The sequence below is a fragment of the Streptomyces sp. NPDC101132 genome, from assembly GCF_044759225.1.
Taxonomy (GTDB): Bacteria; Actinomycetota; Actinomycetes; order Streptomycetales; family Streptomycetaceae; genus Streptomyces.
Window position 1 is genome coordinate 88,311 of record NZ_JBIVYX010000013.1, and the last position, 16,259, is coordinate 104,569.

Consider the following 16,259-nt stretch of genomic DNA (forward strand, 5'->3'; position numbering starts at 1 on the left):
GGCCACCGGGCCACCGGGCCACCGGGCCACCGGGCCACCGGGCCACCGGGCCACCGGGCCACCGGGCCACCGGGCCACCGGGCCACCGGGCCACCGGGCCACCGGCGATGGTGCACCGCCGGGGACGGCGTACGGGTCGCCCGCGGCGGGCACCGCGTGCCGCCCCGCAACCGGCGCTCGCGCCGGTGCGGCTGCCGGTCGCCCGGTGCGGTGCCGTCCGGTGACCGGACCGCGCACGGCTCGCGCGCCACCTGACGGCCCTGCCACCGTCGGCCACAAGACCCACGGCCGCCGGGGCCCCGGTACGGCGTGACCCGTTCCTGCGGCACCCGGTGACCGGCCGTCCGGCAGACCTTGGGCGCAGCGGCCGCCGCGGCCGCCCGTACCCAACGGGCGCGGACACGCCCGGCACCGGCAGAGGGGACGGGCCCCGCCGCCCGGCGACCGGACGGCCGTGGCCGGACCCCCGGAGGCCGGCCCCCTCGGTACGGGGGGCAGCGCCACGGAGGCCTGGTGGTGGCCGGTACGGCCGGATGGTTCGGACCGGTACGGCCGTGGGGGCCGGGGACAGCGGTGACCCGGGGGTTCCCGGCGCGCCGGGCGCACGGCGGGGTGCGGTGGGCGGCCCCTCCATGGGGCGGGCCTACTGACGCAGGACCGCGGACTGCGCCGCGTACGGTATCGGGACGACGAAGCCGCCGATCGCCGCGGGCACGAGGGAACGGGGCGTGGGTGCGGGCACCGTGGCGCCGTCGCGGCATGCCGAGGGCAGGACGGACGGCGTGGGCAGGCCGGGACCGGGGGGCGGCTGGGGCTGCCCGAGCGCGCAGGACGCGTGCGGGTGGTCGTTGCCGTGCCCCGCGCCGCCCGGCCAGTCGTGGTGGACGGCGTGTCCACCGGCCGGAGCCGCGTCCGGGCCGGCCGGATGTCCGGCACCCGGGCCTCCGCCGGCCGCCCGCGCCGGCAATCCGGCACCGGGCTCTTCGGCCACCGCCCGGACCGCCGGTCCGGCGCCCGGCTCTCCGAGCAGCGCCCGGGCCGAGGGCACCGGGGTCAGGGACGCGTGGGCGGTGGTGCTTTCCGGGCCCGTGTGGGCGAGGAGGAGTCCGCACAGGGCCAGCAGGACGTACCACGGGGCCGCGCGGTGGCGGTTCCGGAGCGTGCCGGCCTGCGACCGGGGCGTGACCATGCGGTGATCCTAACCCCGGTTGCGGGCGGGCCGGTTGGGGCGGCGGGCCGGGGGTGGCGGGATTCCGGCGCCCCGGTCAGGCCTCCGCACGGGCCGATTCCAGGAGGTACGGGACGTCGATGACGGTGACACCTGGGGTGAAGAGCAGCCGGGCCTTGAGCCGGAGGGCGTTCTGGTTGTGCAGGGGCTGCTCCCACCAATGGCCGACGATGTACTCGGGGATGACCACGGAGACGACCGAGCCGGGGTCCTCGGCGGCCATGGTCTGGACGTGGGAGACGATCGGTCCGACCACCTCGCGGTAGGGCGAGTGGAGGATGCGCAGGGGGATGCCGAGGTCGTGCCGCTCCCACTCCTCGCGCAGCCGGTCGGCGTCCTCGTCGGCCGCCGCGGTGAGGGCGGTGAGGGTGGTGGGGCGCAGGCCCTGGGCGAAGCCGAGCGCCTTCAGGGTGGGGGCGTGGACGTTGGCGACGAGGACGACCACGTGGTGGCGGGCGGGCATCCGGGGCCGGGTGTCGGGGGGCACCGCCACCTGCCGTGCGACCTGGTCGTAGTGGCGGCGTACGCCCTTCATGCCGAGGAAGAGGACCGGCATGGCGATGACGACCAGCCAGGCGCCGTGCGTGAACTTGGTGAGGAGGACGATGACGAGGACGAGGGCGGTCATCGTGGCGCCGACCGCGTTGATGGCGCGGCGGCGGTGGATGTGCACGCGTTCGGCGGCCGGGGTGGCGGGGTCGGCGAGTTCCCTGCGCCAGTGGACGACCATGCCGGCCTGGGAGAGCGTGAAGGAGACGAACACGCCGATGATGTAGAGCTGGATGAGGCGGGTGAGCTGGGCGTCGAAGGCGACGATCAGGCCGATGGCGGCGAGGGCGAGCAGGATGACGCCGTTGGAGTACACGAGGCGGTCGCCGCGGTTGTAGAGCTGGCGGGGCGCGTACCGGTCCTTGGCGAGGATCGAGGCCAGCATCGGGAAGCCGTTGAAGGCGGTGTTGGCGGCCAGGATCAGCACGCCGGCGGTGACGGCCTGGAGCAGGTAGAAGAGGAAGTGCCAGTCGCCGAAGGTCGCCCGGCCGATCTGGGCGAGGGCGGTGGAGGTCGGGGTGCCGGGGGCGAGGCCGAGTTCGGTCGGGTCCTCGGCGACGTGGACCTCGTACACCAGGGCGAGGACGGTGATGCCCACGAACATGGTGACGGACAGCAGGCCCATCATCGCGAGGGTGGTGGCCGCGTTCCGGCTCTTGGGCTTGCGGAAGGCGGGGACGCCGTTGCTGATGGCCTCGACCCCGGTCAGGGCGGTGCAGCCGGAGGCGAAGGCGCGCAGGGCGAGGAAGACGAGGGCCAGGCCGGTGTAGGTGGCGGTGGCGTGGATGGGCAGGTCGGCGGACTCGGCGCGGATGGTCTCGCCGGAGAGCAGCCGGACGGCGGCGATGGCGAACATCACGTAGATGACGAGCACGAACCCGTAGGTGGGGATGGCGAAGATGCGGCCGGACTCGCGGACGCCGCGCAGGTTCAGGACGGTGAGCAGGACCACGAAGCCGACGGAGAGCACGACTTCGTGGTCGGAGAGGGCGGGGATGGCTGAGGTGATGGCGGAGACGCCGGACACGACGGACACGGCGACGGTGAGCACGTAGTCGACGAGGAGCGCGCTGGCGGCGGTGAGGGCGGCGGTCTGGCCGAGGTTCTCGGAGCTGACGACGTACGCGCCACCGCCTCCGGGGTACGCGTGGCAGGTCTGGCGGTAGGAGGCGATGACGACGACGAGGAGGAACACGATGGCGGCGGCCGCGTACCAGGCGAGGTGGAGGAGCGTGACGCCGCCGAGGGCGAGGATCAGCAGGATCTCCTCGGTGGCGTAGGCGACGGAGGAGAGGGGGTCACTGCAGAAGATCGGCAGCGCGAGCCGTTTGGGGAGCAGGGTCTCGCCCAGGCGTGCGGTGTCGAGCGGCTCACCGACCAGCACCCTCTTCGGGTTGATTCGCCTCATTCGGGCATGATCTGCGGTTTTTGCACGAATGGGGCGGTGTGACACGGCCGGAGACCACCACTCCCGGCGCAGGGGCCGCCGTCGGCCCCCACCAAGCGTCGTTCCGGGTCCTCGGCGCCGGGACCGCGTTGAGCGTACCGGTGGCTGCCGCCGGCCTCCTGGTCACGGCCCTGCGGCACGCCTCGCCCGACGGCAGCCGGCCGGAGGCGATGACCCGGATGCGGGCGTCGTGGGGCGCCGGCCGCGGCGGGGTGCGCGGAACTCGCCGCTGCCCGTGAGGAGTCCGCCGAGGACCGGCACCGGGCGGTCGGCGAGGTGGTCAGGGGGCGGCCAGGGATTCGGCGCGGTGGGCCAGCCAGAGGTCGTGGCGGGCACTGGGCGACTGGAGGAGGGAGCGTTCGAGGAGGGCTTCGAGGCGGGTCAGGCGCTTGCGCGCGCCGGGTACGGAGATGCCCAGGGCGGCGGCGGTGGGGGCCAGCCGGGCGTCGTGGTCGAGCCAGGTGCGGAGGGTGTCGCGGGCGCCGGGCGGGGCGGCCGGGCCGGTCAGCGGGGCGAGGTGGTCGGCGGCCCAGCGGGTGAGTGCCGGGTCGGCGAGGACCCGGTCCAGGGTGGGGGCCGGGGCGGCGGGGGTCCTGTCCGGGGTGGGGGCCGGGGCGGTCGGCGCCGGGGCGGCCGGGGCCGGGTGGGTGGGCGGGGTGAGGCGCAGGGCCAGGGAGAGGGCGGACTGGTCGGGGAGCGTGCCGAGGTCCAGGCCGAGGATCTGTTCCACCAGGCGGACCCGGGTGGCCAGGGTGTTGCGGTGGACCTTCAGGAGGCGGGTGGCGTGGGAGGCGAAGTCGAGCCAGGCGTGGGCGGTGGCGCGCAGCTCCTGGGCGCCGGGGTCCTGGGGGCGGCGGGGCGCGTACGCGTGGAGGGGTGCCAGCAGCGCGGCCGCCCAGGCGGCGCCGGGTGCGTGGGCGGCGAGGGCGAGTTCGGGTCCGGCGCCGAAGCGGGCGTGCCGGCCGGTGCGGCCGCGGGCCACGGCGAGGGCGTGGAAGGCCTGGGTGTAGGCGGCGGGGCAGTCCCGCAGCCGGGCCTCCTCGCTCACGCCGACCACGCAGTCGCGGGCCGCCGCGGTCAGGGCCTCGGCGAGCGGGTCGTGGCCGCCGGAGGTGGCGGCCCGGCCGGTGGGGACGAGGACGATGAGGTGGCGGACGTAGACGGGGCAGCGCACGATCCAGGCGCTGGCGTCGGTGAGTTCCTCGCAGAGCCGGGTGACGGCCTCGCGCCGGCCGGTGCCGCACTCCACGACGTACATGCGGAAGGGGTCCGGCAGGGAGGGGGTGAGGGCCTCGGCTATCTGGTGGGCGGTGGAGAGGCGGCCGTTCATCAGCAGGTGCAGGACGGCCTCCCGGGAGCGGGACTCGGCGAGGGCGGCGTGCCGGTGGCGGTCCTCGGCGTCCTCCGCGCGCAGGGTCAGGGCGAGGGGTACGGCGGCGTCGGCGAGCAGGGCCCGGACGCCCGCGGGGCAGGGGCGGGGCAGTACGGCGGCCAGGGCGCGGCCGGTGCCGGCGGCGCGGTCCGCGCCGGGCTCGTCCAGGGCGTAGAGGAGGACGGCGCGGTCGGTGTCGTCGAGGACGGCGGACCGTACGCCCCGGGAGTGCATCTCGGCGGCGCCGCGGGCGGCCAGGCCCGCGGTGGCGGGGTCGGCGGGTCCGGGCCAGGAGTCGAGGACGCGGCCGTCGGCGCGGACCAGTGCGGTCCAGGCGTCCAGGCGGAGGGAGAGCCAGCGCAGCAGGGCGCGTGAGCCGCCGGTGTGGGCCAGGCGGTGGGCCCTGAGCACGTCGTCGGCGCGGCCGGCCAGGGCGGAGACGGCGGCGGGCGGGGTGGCCGGGGCGGGGGACGCGTCGGCGGGCTGGTGCTGGATCGGTCGTCCCCTTCGTTCCCAACGGCCGGGCGCTCGTACCCGCTTGGCCTTCCCCGCCGGCGGCGGACCGCCGTCCGGGGGCGGGGCATTCAACCATCCGGTGCCGACTGTGCGCTGTGATACCGGTCTCTTCACCCCACTGGGCAGATCGAACCCTCCCCCGCGCCCCGGGCGGATCTACGTTGGGGTGCACCGCCGGGGCACGGCGGGAACGGCTGCGCCTGGGGGTGCACCCGGCGTGTCCCTCCGGCGGCACCATCGGTGGGGTCCCGGCGCGAACAGGGGAGCGCCGGGCCCTCGCCGGCCGCCGTGCCGCTGCCGCCCGCGGGGGGGGCGGGAGCGGGCCGGTGGGGGCGGAGACGTGAGGACGAGACGGTGGGGCGCACGGTCACCGGTGACATGGCACGGTGACATGTCACACCGTCACGTCATGGGGGGCCGCCGTCATGTACTGCGGGCCGCCGTCACTTCATGCGGGCCGCCGCGCTCCTGATCGCCTCGCGGATCCTGAAGTACGTGCCGCAGCGGCAGATGTTGGCGATGGCGTCGAGGTCCTCGTCGGTCGGTTCGCTGGTGCGTCGCAGCAAAGCGACCGCGGCCATGATCTGGCCTGGCTGGCAGAACCCGCACTGCGCCACGTCCTGTTCGAGCCAGGCCTCCTGCACCGGGTGGAGGGTGTCGCCGTCCGCGAGCCCCTCGATGGTGGTCACCTCGCGCCCGGCGGCCGCCGCCACGGGCACCACGCAGGGCCGGATCTCCGCGCCGTCCAGGTGGCTCGTACAGGCCTTGCACACGTCCACACCGCAGCCGTACTTGGGCCCGCGGATGCCCAGCAGGTCGCGCAGCGCCCACAGCAGGGGCAGGTCGTCGGGCGCGTCGACGCTGACGCTGCGCCCGTTGACGGTGAAGGTGTGCGTGGGCACGGCGGGCTCCTGGGCTGGGACGGTGTCGGGGGCGTGGCGGGTGGGGCCGGTGGGTCTTCGGGAGGCGGGGACGCCGCGGGGGGCCGCGGGTCCCGGGGTTCTAGCGCGGGTACGGGGTGAAGTCGACGTCGAAGTCGAGCGGGAAGCTGCGCGGCCGGGTGCCGGTGGCCCTGGCGTAGGCGTTGGCGATGGCCCCGACCGCGGCGGGCACGCCCAGTTCGCCGGCGCCGCCGGGTTCCCCGGTGGCGGGCATGATGTGGATGCGCACGTCCCGCGGGGTGTCGCGCTGGCGGGCGTAGTGGAACTGGCTGTAACTGCCTTCCAGCGGGAGGCCCTTGTCGAGGTGCAGGCCGGCGCGCAGGGTGGTGGAGATCGCGTCGGTGAGGCCGCCGAGCAGCTGGGCCTCCAGCCCCCTGGGGTTGACCGGGCGGCCCACGTCGGCGGCGATGACGGCCTTGGTGACCCGGACGTGTTCGGGGTCGCGGGTGTCGATCTCGACGAGGCAGGCGGTGCGGGAGCCGTACTCCTCGTGGAAGGCGATGCCCTGGGCGCAGCCGGGGGGCATGGTCCTGCCCCACTGGCCTTCCGTCGCGGCCTTGTCGAGTACGGCGCGCTGGGCGGCCTCCTTGAGGAAGGTGCGCCGGAACTGCACGGGGTCCTTGCCGAGCCGGGCGGCGATCTCGTCGACGACGATCTCCTCCGCGCCGCGGGTGTTGGCGGAGTACACCGACCGCCAGGAGCCGGTGGGGATGCCGGTGGGGACCTCGGTGAGGGTCTGGGTGGTGAGGCCGAAGTGGTACGGGGACTTGACGGTGGTGAGGAAGAGGGTCTGGGCGAAGCCGGCGTTGCCGATGCCGGCGGGCAGGCTGGCGGCGGTGGCGGTGAGGATCTCGCCGAGGCCGTGCCGGAAGTCGGTCTCGACGGCGGCGACCCGGTGTTCGAAGGACAGCACCTCGCCGAGTGCCCAGGTGGCGCGGATGCGGTGGTGGGTGGCGGGGCGCATCCGGCCGTGCCGGGTGTCGTCCACGCGGGTCCACATCAGCCGTACCGGGCGGCCGCAGGCGCGGGAGACGAGGGCGGCCTCCAGGGCGGCGTCGAAGAACAGCCGGCGCCCGAAGGAGCCGCCGGCCTGCACGACGTGGACGGTGACCTTGTCGAGGGGCAGGCCGAGGGCTGCGGCGATGGTCTGCTGGGCGACGATCGGCGACTTGAGTCCGGACCAGATCTCGGCGCGGTCGTGGCGTACGTCGGCGACGGCGGAGTTCGTCTCCATCGGGGCGTGGCTGACGAAGGCGAAGTCGAACTCGGCGTCGAGGTACGGGGTGAGCAGCGGCGGGACCAGGAGCGGCGGGGTGGCGGCGCGCAGCCTGGTGCGGATCTGCGCGTCGGAGAGGGCGTCGGCGGGGCCGGGTCCCCAGGTGACCCGGAGGGCGGCGCGGGCGTCGAGGGCCTGGCCGAAGGTCTCGGCGACGACGGCGACCCCGGTGGGCACGGTGACGACGTCGAGGACGCCGGGCATGGCGCGTACGGCGTCGCGGTTGGCGACGGCGGTGACGGTGCCGCCGAGGGTGGGCGGGCGGCGCAGTACGCAGGGTTTGGCGCCGGGTACGTCGAGGTCGAGGGTGTAGCGCTGGCGGCCGGTGACCATGGCGCGGGCGTCGACGCGGCCGGTGGGGCGGCCCACGAGGGTGTGGGCGGACTCGGGCTTGGGGGTGGCGGCGAGGACCGTGAGGGCGGGGTCGGCGGCCGCGGTGGCGAGGTCGCCGTAGGGGGCGGTGCGGCCGTCGGGGGCGTGGACGGCGCCGTCACGGGTCGTCAGGGTGCGTACGGGCAGGTCCCATTGGCGTGCGGCGGCGGCGAGGAGCCGGGCGCGGGCGGCGGCCGCGGTGTGGCGGACCGGCCCGTAGAGGGAGCGGATGCTGTTGGAGCTGCCGGTGAGCTGGTTGAAGAGCAGCTCGGGCCGGGCGTCGTCGAGTTCGACGCGTACGTGGTCCAGGGGGGCGTCGAGTTCCTCGGCCACCAGCATGGCGACGGCGGTGGTGAGGCCCTGGCCGACCTCTTCGCGGGGCAGCCGGAAGACGATGGTGCCGTCGGTGTCGACCCGGAGCACGAGGAGGTGCGCGGTGGGGGCGCCGGCCAGGATGAACAGCTCGCCCAGGTCGACGAGGTCGGCCGGCGCGGGCAGGGAGGGGATCACGGCGGGCGCGGCGTGGGCGGTGGCGGGTGCCAGGGCGTCGGCTGCGGCGCGGGTGGCGAGGGCCAGCGTCGGTGCGGCGACCAACTGGGTGAGGAAGGCGCGCCTGCCCTGTTCCGCCACGTTTCCCCTGCCCCGCCGATGCCGGCTCTCTCCGAGTGGCTACCGGCACGTAGGGTAGCCACCGCTCCGCCCCGGCGGAACCCCCCGGATCCAGCGGCCTCCGGCCGACCCGGCGCGGGTCGGGGGGCGCCCCGGGGCCCGCCCGGGGCGGCCCCGGTCGTCTTCGTGCCTCTTCGGGTACGGCGAAAGGGTGGTCCCGTACGGGTCGGGCGCTTGATCGAAAGCCGGGGTTCCAGGGGTCGGTTTCGGCCGCTCCTTCCGACCCGTCCGCGGACCCCCCCCCCGCTTCGGCGTCGCCGTCCGTCGCCCCGGGGTCCGCCGCGGCGCCTTCCCGGTCGACGCGGCGGCCCGGCGGGGTCAGGATGGAGGGGAACCCACCTTGTCGAGGAGGTGTGCGGACATGCCCCAGTTCATGGATGTCCACCGCGGGATGATGGGGATCACCGCGGCCCAGCTCTCCGCCGCGCACCAGGCGGACCTGGCGATCGAGGCCGAGGCCGGCGTGCACTTCGAGCGCGCCTGGGCGGACCCGGAGTCCGGGGTCGTGTACTGCCTGTCCGAGGCTCCGTCGGCGGATGCCGTGCAGAGCGTCCACACCCGGACCGGGCACCCGTACGACGAGATCCACCCGGTGCCGCTCAGCGTCTCCTGACCCGCGCGGAACGAATCGCTCCGAGGTACGCGGCAGTAGCTTCTGACCGGAAACATTCGCACAAGAATCAGGACAAGCGAGGCCCTTGGCATATGCCCCATGCAACCCCGTAACGGATGTTGCCAAATCCCTTACGGGCCGTCGCGGCCTGTGCAACAGTCGTAACCGGTCCTTCCATCAGACTTGGCCGTGCCGCGCCTGTATCGGAGTTCTCCATGCCGTCCCACACCTACGCGGACCGTCCCTCACAGCCACCCGAGCCAGGGTCGGTGGACGCGCTGATCTCGCAGACCCGGCGCCTCCGAGGAGACGTGGACGCGGTACGACGGGACACCGTCGTGGACGACGACGACGCCCAGGGCCGCTGGCAGCGCGCCCTCTGCGACCTGGCGGTCCACCAGCTCGACGACCTCGGCGAGCACCTGGGCCAGCTCAAGGAGGGGATGCCGCCCGCCCCCGAGGAGCTCGACCTCCCGGCGCCCGCCCCCGAGGCGGGCCCCGAGGCCCAGCAGACCCGGGTGGGCAGCGCCGAATGGAACCTGCTCACCGACGAGGTGACCTGGTCCGATGAGCTCTTCCAGATCTTCGGGCGCTCGCCCGAGAGCGGCCCGCTCCCCCTCGACGAGCTCGGCTCCACGCTCTTCGCCGAGGACCAGCCCCTGCTGACCTCGATGGTCACGGACTGCCTCGTCGACGGCAAGGCCATAGACGGCGAGTTCCGCATCGTGCGCGTCGACGGCTGCGTGCGCACCCTCCACATGCGCGGCGAGCCCGTCCTCGACCAGGACGGCTGCACGGCCTCCATGTGGGCGGTGCTGCGGGACGTCAGCGAACTGCGGCGCAGCGAGCGGGCGGTCCGCGAGACCCGCGACTCCCTCCAGCGCCAGCGGCAGATCGCCCAGACCGAACACCGCCTCGCCGTCGAGCTCCAGGAGGCCGTGCTGCCCTCGTGGCGCGGCTCCCTGCGGTTCCCGCACGGCAGCACCGGCGCGCTCGACCTCGCCGCGCACTACCTGCCGTCCGCCACCAGCGCCCTGATCGGCGGCGACTGGTACGACGCGCTCGAACTCCCCGACGGCACCTCGATGCTGACGGTCGGTGACCTCACCGGACACGGCGTCACCGCCACCTCCGGCATGGCGATGATGCTGGGCGCCCTGCGCGGCATGGCGATGGCCGGCATCGAGCCCGGCCCCCTGATGGGCTGGCTCAACCAGCTGCTGGAGACCTCCGTGCAGCCGGCCCTCGGCAGTGCCGTGTGCTGCCGCTTCGACCCCGCCACCCGCACCCTGTCCTGGGCGCAGGCCGGCCACCCCGCGCCGCTGCTCTTCCGCGGCGGCTCCGGGCGGGCCCTCCAGCCGCCGGAGGGCGTGCTGCTGGGCGCCACCTCCGGAGCGGCGTACGGGCAGGCCGAGGAGCGCCTGGAGGCGGGCGACGTCCTGGTCCTGCACACCGACGGGCTCTCCCCGCGCAGCATCGAGTTCAGCCGCACCGACGGCGCCGAGCGCCTCCTCGCCCTGGCGCCGCGCTTCACCGCCGCCCGCTCCGCGCAGGACTGCGTACGGCTGGTGCTGGAGGAGTTCGGTGAGACCGGGCGCGAGGACGACGCCTGCGTGCTGGTCGCCAGGATCGGCGCCTGACGCACCCCGAGACAGGGAACGCGGACGGCGAGGAGAACGGACGGGAGGGGGCCGCGCCGACGGGCGCGGCCCCCTCCGTCGTGTCCGGCTCCGTCGTGTCCGGATCCGTCGTGTCCGGCGATGTCGGACCGTACGGCCGCGTGGTGCGGGCGGGTCAGACCTCCGACGTGCGCGGCGCGCGCGAGGGGCCGCGCGGCAGCGCCAGCTCGATCTCCTCGCGCAGGTCCTCGATCCGCGCGTACCCGGCGTACTGGCCCGTCAGCCGGTACATCTCCCGCAGCCGGTCCCAGGTGCGGTGCGAGGAGGTCTCGCCGATCGACACCAGCGCCAGCCGCGCGTACCGGTCGGCCTGCTCCGGGTCGTCGGCGATGAAGCAGGCCGATGCCATCGAGATGTAGTCGAAGATCTGCGACCGCTGGTAGCCGGCCCCCCGCAGCCGCAGGGCCTCCTTGGCGTGCCGCTGGGCGATCGGCGCCGCCGACGGGTCGTGGTCGGCCAGCGTGCGGTACGCCAGCGCCTGCATGCCGTGCATGTCGGCCTCGTCGAAGTGCTGCATCCAGCTCGGCGGGGTCACGTCGTCCTTGTCCGACACGAAGAGCTCCTCGGCCTCGCCGAGGGTCCGCCGCATCGCCTGCCCCCGCCCCATCGCCGCCTGCGCCCAGGCCTCGATGGTGTGGAGCATGGCGCGGGTGCGCGGCAGGGTCTGCTCGCCCGCGCCGGACTGCGCCAGCTTCATCAGGTCGAGCGCCTCGTGCGGCTTGCCCAGGTGCACCATCTGGCGGGCGGCCCGGGACAGCGCCTCCCCGGCGCGGGGCCGGTCGCCGCCCTCGCGGGCCGCGTGCGCGGCGATGACGAAGTACTTCTGCGCGGTGGGTTCCAGGCCCACGTCGTGGGACATCCAGCCGGCGAGCACCGCCAGGTTGGCGGCCACGCCCCAGAGCCGGCGCTGGAGGTGGTCGGGGTGGCGGTAGGCGAGCATGCCGCCCACCTCGTTCAACTGGCCCACGACGGCCTTGCGCTGGAGTCCGCCGCCCCGGGAGGCGTCCCAGGCGCGGAACACCTCCACGGAGCGTTCCAGCGCCTCGATCTCCTGGGAGCCGATGGGCGCGGCCTCGTACCGGTCGAATCCCGCGGGTTCGGCGTGGAGGGGGTCGGTGAAGCGGGGGGCGTCCGCCGTGAGGGCCGGGTCCCGGTGCAGCCAGTCGTACATGTGGCTGCTGAGGGCGGAGCCGGCGGTCAGTGCGGCACCCGCGCCCATCAGTCCGCGTCGGTTGAGCATGAGGTCCATTCCCGTGAATTCGGTGAGGACCGCGGCCGTCCGCTCCGGCGCCCACGGGAGCCCGTCGGGGTTGTCCTTCGCCCCGCCCGGCTGCCGTCTGTTCGTACGCCCTGGTCTTGCGAACCCGAGGTCCTCGATGGTCACGACACGACCGAGTCGCTCGGTGAACAGGGCGGCCAGCACCGTCGGCACCGGTTCTCGCGGGGTCTCCCCCATGTCGATCCAGCGCCTCACCCGCGAGGTGTCGGTGGCAAGCTGGTGGTGGCCCATGGCCGCCGCCTGCCGGTTGACCATCCTCGCGAGTTCACCCTTGGACCAGCCGGCCAGGCCGAACAGGTCGCTCAGGCGGGTGTTGGGTCCTCTGCTCACGTCAAGCCCCCAGGTTCTCGGCTGACTTGACACTAACCCCCGGTCAGGTGCCGAGCGACTATTCGCCAGGGTTCGCCAGGGTGCGCCAGATGGTACGCAACACCCGCGCGGGTGTCAGGTAAGAAGGCGCCTCCCCGACCCGGTCCGCAGCGACGGATCGGGTGGCACTCCCCAGGGTGCCGGCCGGTCCGTGAGGACCGGGGCGGGAAGGCGTACGCAACTCGTCGGCGCACGAAGGGATACGTATCCGTCATGTACGCAGCATCGTCCTCCGTGTCCGCCCCGACCCGGCCGCACCGCGCCTTCCAGGCGGGTGGCGGCCCCTACCTCGCCCCCGGCCGCCCCGCGGCCCCGGCGCAGGGCGCCGCCCCTCTGCGGCGGATGCCGGGGACCGTGACGCAGCCGCTCAGCGGGAGAATCGACCTGTCCGGTCCCCAGGGGGCCCAACTGCGGGCCGCGTTGGCCTCGGTGCACCGGATCTGTCCGGAGTTCGCGCCGGTCCAGGTGCTGCGCCGCAGCGCGCGGTCGGTCCTGCTGGTGGGCACGACCGGGCGGACGACCGCGGTCGCCAAGGTTTTACTGGACCACTCGCCGGAGTGGACCGAGCGGTACCGGCACGAAATAGCTGCGTACCGCGCGTTCGTCCGGCATCGTCCGCCGGTACGGGTGCCGCGTCTGATCGCCGCCGACCCGGAGAACTGCACCCTGGTCGTGGAACGGATGCCCGGGCGCGTGGCGGCCCTGCAGCGGCATCCGGTGGAGGCCCCGCCGCGGGCCGACGTACGGGCCGCGCTGGGCGCCGTGGTCCGGGTGAACCAGTGGCGGCCGCCGGCCGAGCTGTTCGGGCGTCCGCTGGACTACGCCTCCCGGATCGCCCGGTACCACGAGCTGGGGCTGCTGACCGACCGCGATCTGGGTGACCTGCAGAAGCTCCTGCACGGGCTGGCGCTGGCCGGGCCGGGCGGGCGGCTGCCGCGCCAGTTCAACCACGGCGACGCGCTGCTGTCGAACCTGCTGCTGTCGCCGGCGGGTCCGGTGCTGCTCGACTGGGAGCACGCGGGCTGGTACCTGCCGGGGTACGACCTGGCGACGCTGTGGACGGTGCTCGGGGACGCCCCCGCGGCGAGGCGGCAGATCAGCCAGCTGGCGCAGTCGGCGGGTCCGCTCTCGCGGGACGCGTTCCTGGTGAACCTGATGCTGGTGCTGACCCGGGAGATCCGTACGTACGAGCTGGCGGTGCAGCGGTCGATGGCGGGGGTGCCGGGCGGGACGGGCACGCCGTCCTCCGGTGAGGAGCAGCGGCTGCTGCTGCGCCGGCTGCACGACGACTGCGGGATGGCCCGCAGGGCGGTGAGGGCGGCGGTCGGCACGCGCTGACGCCGGCCGGTCCGCGGGCGGCGGGGAGGGCCGTACGGGCCGCGGACGGTTGCACGAGCGAAATCCCGTGGTGTGTCCACCGAGTGGGCGCGCCACGGGATTCCGTCTTGTGCGGGGGTGGCGGGGCGGTGGGCGGGGGTGGCGTGCGGGCGGGCGCGGTGACGGCGTATGCCTTGACATCACATGACCCCGCGAGCACCTTTCTGACGCCGCATCAGCACCGAACTCCCCCTCCCGTCCTCGCCTTCGGAGCTGCTCATGTCTGCACGTGCTTCCCGTCCCTCCCGCCGTGCCGTGCTCGCCGGTACGGGTGCCGGGGTCCTCGCGGCCGGGTTGCCGGCCGCCGCCGCCCGCGCGGACGACGCTCCGGTGCTCGGCGAGTACGACGTGGTGGTGGTCGGTTCCGGGGCGGCCGGGATGACGGCCGCGCTGACCGCGGCGAAGCGCGGCCTGAGCTGCGTGGTGGTCGAGAAGGCGGCCACGTTCGGGGGTTCCGCGGCCCGGTCGGGGGCGGGCATCTGGCTGCCCAACAACAGCGTGATCCTGGCGGCCGGGGTGCCGGACACGCCGGCGAAGGCGGCGACGTACCTGGCGGCCGTGGTGGGTCCCGACGTGCCGGCGGACCGGCAGCGGGCGTTCCTCGACAACGGGCCGCGGATGCTGGACTTCGTGATGGCCAACAGTCCGTTGAAGTTCCGGTACATGGAGGGGTACAGCGACTACTACCCGAACCTGCCGGGGGGTCTGCCGGGCGGCCGGTCGATCGAGCCGGACCAGCTCGACGGCAACGTGCTGGGGGCGGAACTGGCGCGGCTGAACCCGGCGTACATGCCGGTGCCCGCCGGGATGGTGGTGTTCAGCGCCGACTACAAGTGGCTGACGCTGGCCGCGGTGAACGCGAAGGGCCTCGCGGTGTCGACGGAGTGCCTGGCGCGGGGCACGAAGGCGGCGCTGTGCGGGGAGAAGCCGCTCACCATGGGGCAGGCGCTGGCGGCGGGGCTGCGGGCCGGGCTCCAGCGGGCGGGGGTGCCGGTGTGGCTGGAGACCCCGCTGACCGACCTGGTGAAGGACGCGTCCGGGGCGGTGACGGGGGTGCTGGTCGAGCGGAACGGCGCGCGGGGCCTGGTACGGACCCGGCGGGGCGTGGTGGTCGGTTCGGGGGGCTTCGAGCACAACGCGGCGATGCGCGCCCAGTACCAGCAGCAGCCGATCGGCACGGCGTGGACGGTGGGCGCGAAGGAGAACACCGGTGACGGGATCCGGGCCGGGGAGCGGGCGGGGGCGGCGCTGGGGCTGATGGAGGACGCCTGGTGGGGGCCGGCGATCCCGCTGCCGGGCGAGCCGTACTTCTGTCTGGCCGAACGGACGCTGCCCGGGGGGCTGATCGTGAACCAGGCGGGGGCGCGGTTCGTGAACGAGGCCGCGCCGTACAGCGACGTGGTGCACGTGATGTACGAGAAGGACCGCACGTCGCGGCACATCCCGGCCTGGCTGATCGTGGATCAGAACTACCGGAACAAGTACCTGTTCAAGGACGTGGCGCCGACGTTCGTGTTCCCGGACGCGTGGTACGAGTCGGGGGCGGTGGCGAAGGCGTGGACCTTCGACGCGCTGGCGGAGCGGATCGGGGTGCCGGCGGGGGCGCTGCGTTCCACGGTCAACCGGTTCAACGGGCAGGCGTGGACGGGTACGGACACGGACTACCGCCGGGGCGACACGGCGTACGACCACTACTACACGGACCCGGGCGTGCACCCGAACTCGTGTCTGGCGCCGCTGTGGGCGCCGCCGTTCTACGCGTTCAAGATCGTGCCGGGTGATCTGGGCACGAAGGGCGGGATGGTGACGGACGCGCGGGCCCGGGTGCTGCGGGCGGACGGTTCGGTGATCCGGGGGCTGTACGCGGCGGGGAACGCGAGTGCGGCGGTGATGGGGCACAGCTACGCGGGGGCGGGTTCGACCATCGGTCCCGCGATGACCTTCGGCTACATCGCCGCGAACGACATCGCGGGGGCGTAGCCGGTCCGGGTTCCGGCGGGGCGGGGCCCGGGGTGCGGCGGGGCGTGCGGTGCGGCGTCCCCGCCGGACCCTCGTGCGGCCGGGCTCAGCCCTGCTGGAACAGTTCCGCGGGGAGCGGCTTGAGCAGCGCGTACAGGTCGTCGGTGATCGGCCGGTCCCAGCTGGCGATGGTGACGAGGACGTTGTCGCTGCGGTCGAACTGGACGCAGGAGATGCGGCTCTCGGAGAGCTTGATGCGGCGGACGATCAGGAGGTTGTCGCCCTGCATGACGGGGACGTCCTCGGTGCCGGTGACCTCGACGTCCTCGTCGTTCTCCAGGGCGGCCAGGAGCTGGGCCACCTCGAAGGGGACCTGGCGGTCGGCGAGCTCGCGGGCGGGCGATCCCTCGGGGAGGTTGCCGATGATCATCGCGGGGCCGCGGCCGCCGAAGAGGTCGTAGCGGAGGAAGACACCCTGGCAGCTGCCGTCGGGGGCCGGCAGCAGGCCGGCTCCGAGGTTGCCAGGCCAGTCCCCCGGGTCCATGGCCAGGACGTCGAAGTCCGGGCCCGCGGGTGTGGCGGCGCTGCGGCGGCGGAGGAAGGACATGCGGCC

General features: G+C 74.5%; 11 protein-coding genes. 4 read left to right on the forward strand and 7 right to left on the reverse strand.

The window, feature by feature from the left end; all coding sequences use genetic code 11:
* Positions 1 to 643 precede the first annotated feature (643 nt).
* The 5 genes from ACIQUR_RS27160 to ACIQUR_RS27180 all read right to left on the reverse strand — a co-directional run bounded on the left by ACIQUR_RS27160 (position 644) and on the right by ACIQUR_RS27180 (position 8,331).
* Positions 644 to 1,189, reverse strand: coding sequence for a hypothetical protein (locus ACIQUR_RS27160; RefSeq protein ID WP_403669356.1), 546 nt, complete (start codon positions 1,187 to 1,189; stop codon positions 644 to 646).
* 76 nt (positions 1,190 to 1,265) lie between these two features.
* On the reverse strand, positions 1,266 to 3,185 hold the full coding sequence (locus ACIQUR_RS27165) for an APC family permease (protein ID WP_403669359.1): 1,920 nt from the start codon (positions 3,183 to 3,185) through the stop codon (positions 1,266 to 1,268).
* Between the two features lie 319 nt (positions 3,186 to 3,504).
* Complete coding sequence (locus tag ACIQUR_RS27170; RefSeq protein ID WP_403669362.1) at positions 3,505 to 5,184, reverse strand: helix-turn-helix domain-containing protein; 1,680 nt, start codon at positions 5,182 to 5,184, stop codon at positions 3,505 to 3,507.
* A 371-nt stretch (positions 5,185 to 5,555) separates the two neighbouring features.
* Positions 5,556 to 6,014, reverse strand: coding sequence for a (2Fe-2S)-binding protein (locus ACIQUR_RS27175; RefSeq protein WP_403669365.1), 459 nt, complete (start codon positions 6,012 to 6,014; stop codon positions 5,556 to 5,558).
* Between the two features lie 100 nt (positions 6,015 to 6,114).
* Positions 6,115 to 8,331: a molybdopterin cofactor-binding domain-containing protein gene (locus tag ACIQUR_RS27180; RefSeq protein WP_403669367.1), complete on the reverse strand. Its 2,217-nt coding sequence runs from the start codon at positions 8,329 to 8,331 to the stop codon at positions 6,115 to 6,117.
* A 400-nt stretch (positions 8,332 to 8,731) separates the two neighbouring features.
* On the opposite strand from ACIQUR_RS27180, the gene ACIQUR_RS27185 reads away from it, so the two are divergent.
* Entirely contained in the window at positions 8,732 to 8,983 is a 252-nt protein-coding gene (locus ACIQUR_RS27185) for an SCO4226 family nickel-binding protein (protein ID WP_403669370.1), read from the forward strand.
* Positions 8,984 to 9,198: 215 nt separating this feature from the next.
* Complete coding sequence (locus tag ACIQUR_RS27190) at positions 9,199 to 10,623, forward strand: PP2C family protein-serine/threonine phosphatase (protein WP_403669373.1); 1,425 nt, start codon at positions 9,199 to 9,201, stop codon at positions 10,621 to 10,623.
* Positions 10,624 to 10,777: 154 nt separating this feature from the next.
* Here the strand turns inward: ACIQUR_RS27190 and ACIQUR_RS27195 are convergent, their stop codons facing one another.
* Entirely contained in the window at positions 10,778 to 12,271 is a 1,494-nt protein-coding gene (locus tag ACIQUR_RS27195) for a hypothetical protein (protein ID WP_403669375.1), read from the reverse strand.
* Between the two features lie 252 nt (positions 12,272 to 12,523).
* Between ACIQUR_RS27195 and ACIQUR_RS27200 the strand changes: the two genes are divergently transcribed.
* Positions 12,524 to 13,648, forward strand: a complete 1,125-nt coding sequence (locus tag ACIQUR_RS27200; protein WP_403669378.1) for an aminoglycoside phosphotransferase family protein — start codon at positions 12,524 to 12,526, stop codon at positions 13,646 to 13,648.
* A gap of 258 nt (positions 13,649 to 13,906) precedes the next feature.
* Complete coding sequence (kstD, locus tag ACIQUR_RS27205; protein WP_403669381.1) at positions 13,907 to 15,667, forward strand: 3-oxosteroid 1-dehydrogenase; 1,761 nt, start codon at positions 13,907 to 13,909, stop codon at positions 15,665 to 15,667.
* 85 nt (positions 15,668 to 15,752) lie between these two features.
* Here kstD and ACIQUR_RS27210 read toward each other — a convergent pair whose 3' ends face one another.
* Positions 15,753 to 16,253, reverse strand: a complete 501-nt coding sequence (locus ACIQUR_RS27210; protein WP_403669385.1) for a hypothetical protein — start codon at positions 16,251 to 16,253, stop codon at positions 15,753 to 15,755.
* Between the last annotated feature and the right edge of the window lie 6 nt (positions 16,254 to 16,259).

Coding starts and splice junctions, on each gene's coding strand:
- ACIQUR_RS27160 (WP_403669356.1), bottom strand. CDS start 1,189: ATGGTCACGCCCCGGTCGCAGGCCGGCACGCTCCGGAACCGCCACCGC.
- ACIQUR_RS27165 (WP_403669359.1), bottom strand. CDS start 3,185: ATGAGGCGAATCAACCCGAAGAGGGTGCTGGTCGGTGAGCCGCTCGAC.
- ACIQUR_RS27185 (WP_403669370.1), top strand. CDS start 8,732: ATGCCCCAGTTCATGGATGTCCACCGCGGGATGATGGGGATCACCGCG.
- ACIQUR_RS27190 (WP_403669373.1), top strand. CDS start 9,199: ATGCCGTCCCACACCTACGCGGACCGTCCCTCACAGCCACCCGAGCCA.
- ACIQUR_RS27200 (WP_403669378.1), top strand. CDS start 12,524: ATGTACGCAGCATCGTCCTCCGTGTCCGCCCCGACCCGGCCGCACCGC.
- kstD (WP_403669381.1), top strand. CDS start 13,907: ATGTCTGCACGTGCTTCCCGTCCCTCCCGCCGTGCCGTGCTCGCCGGT.
- ACIQUR_RS27210 (WP_403669385.1), bottom strand. CDS start 16,253: ATGTCCTTCCTCCGCCGCCGCAGCGCCGCCACACCCGCGGGCCCGGAC.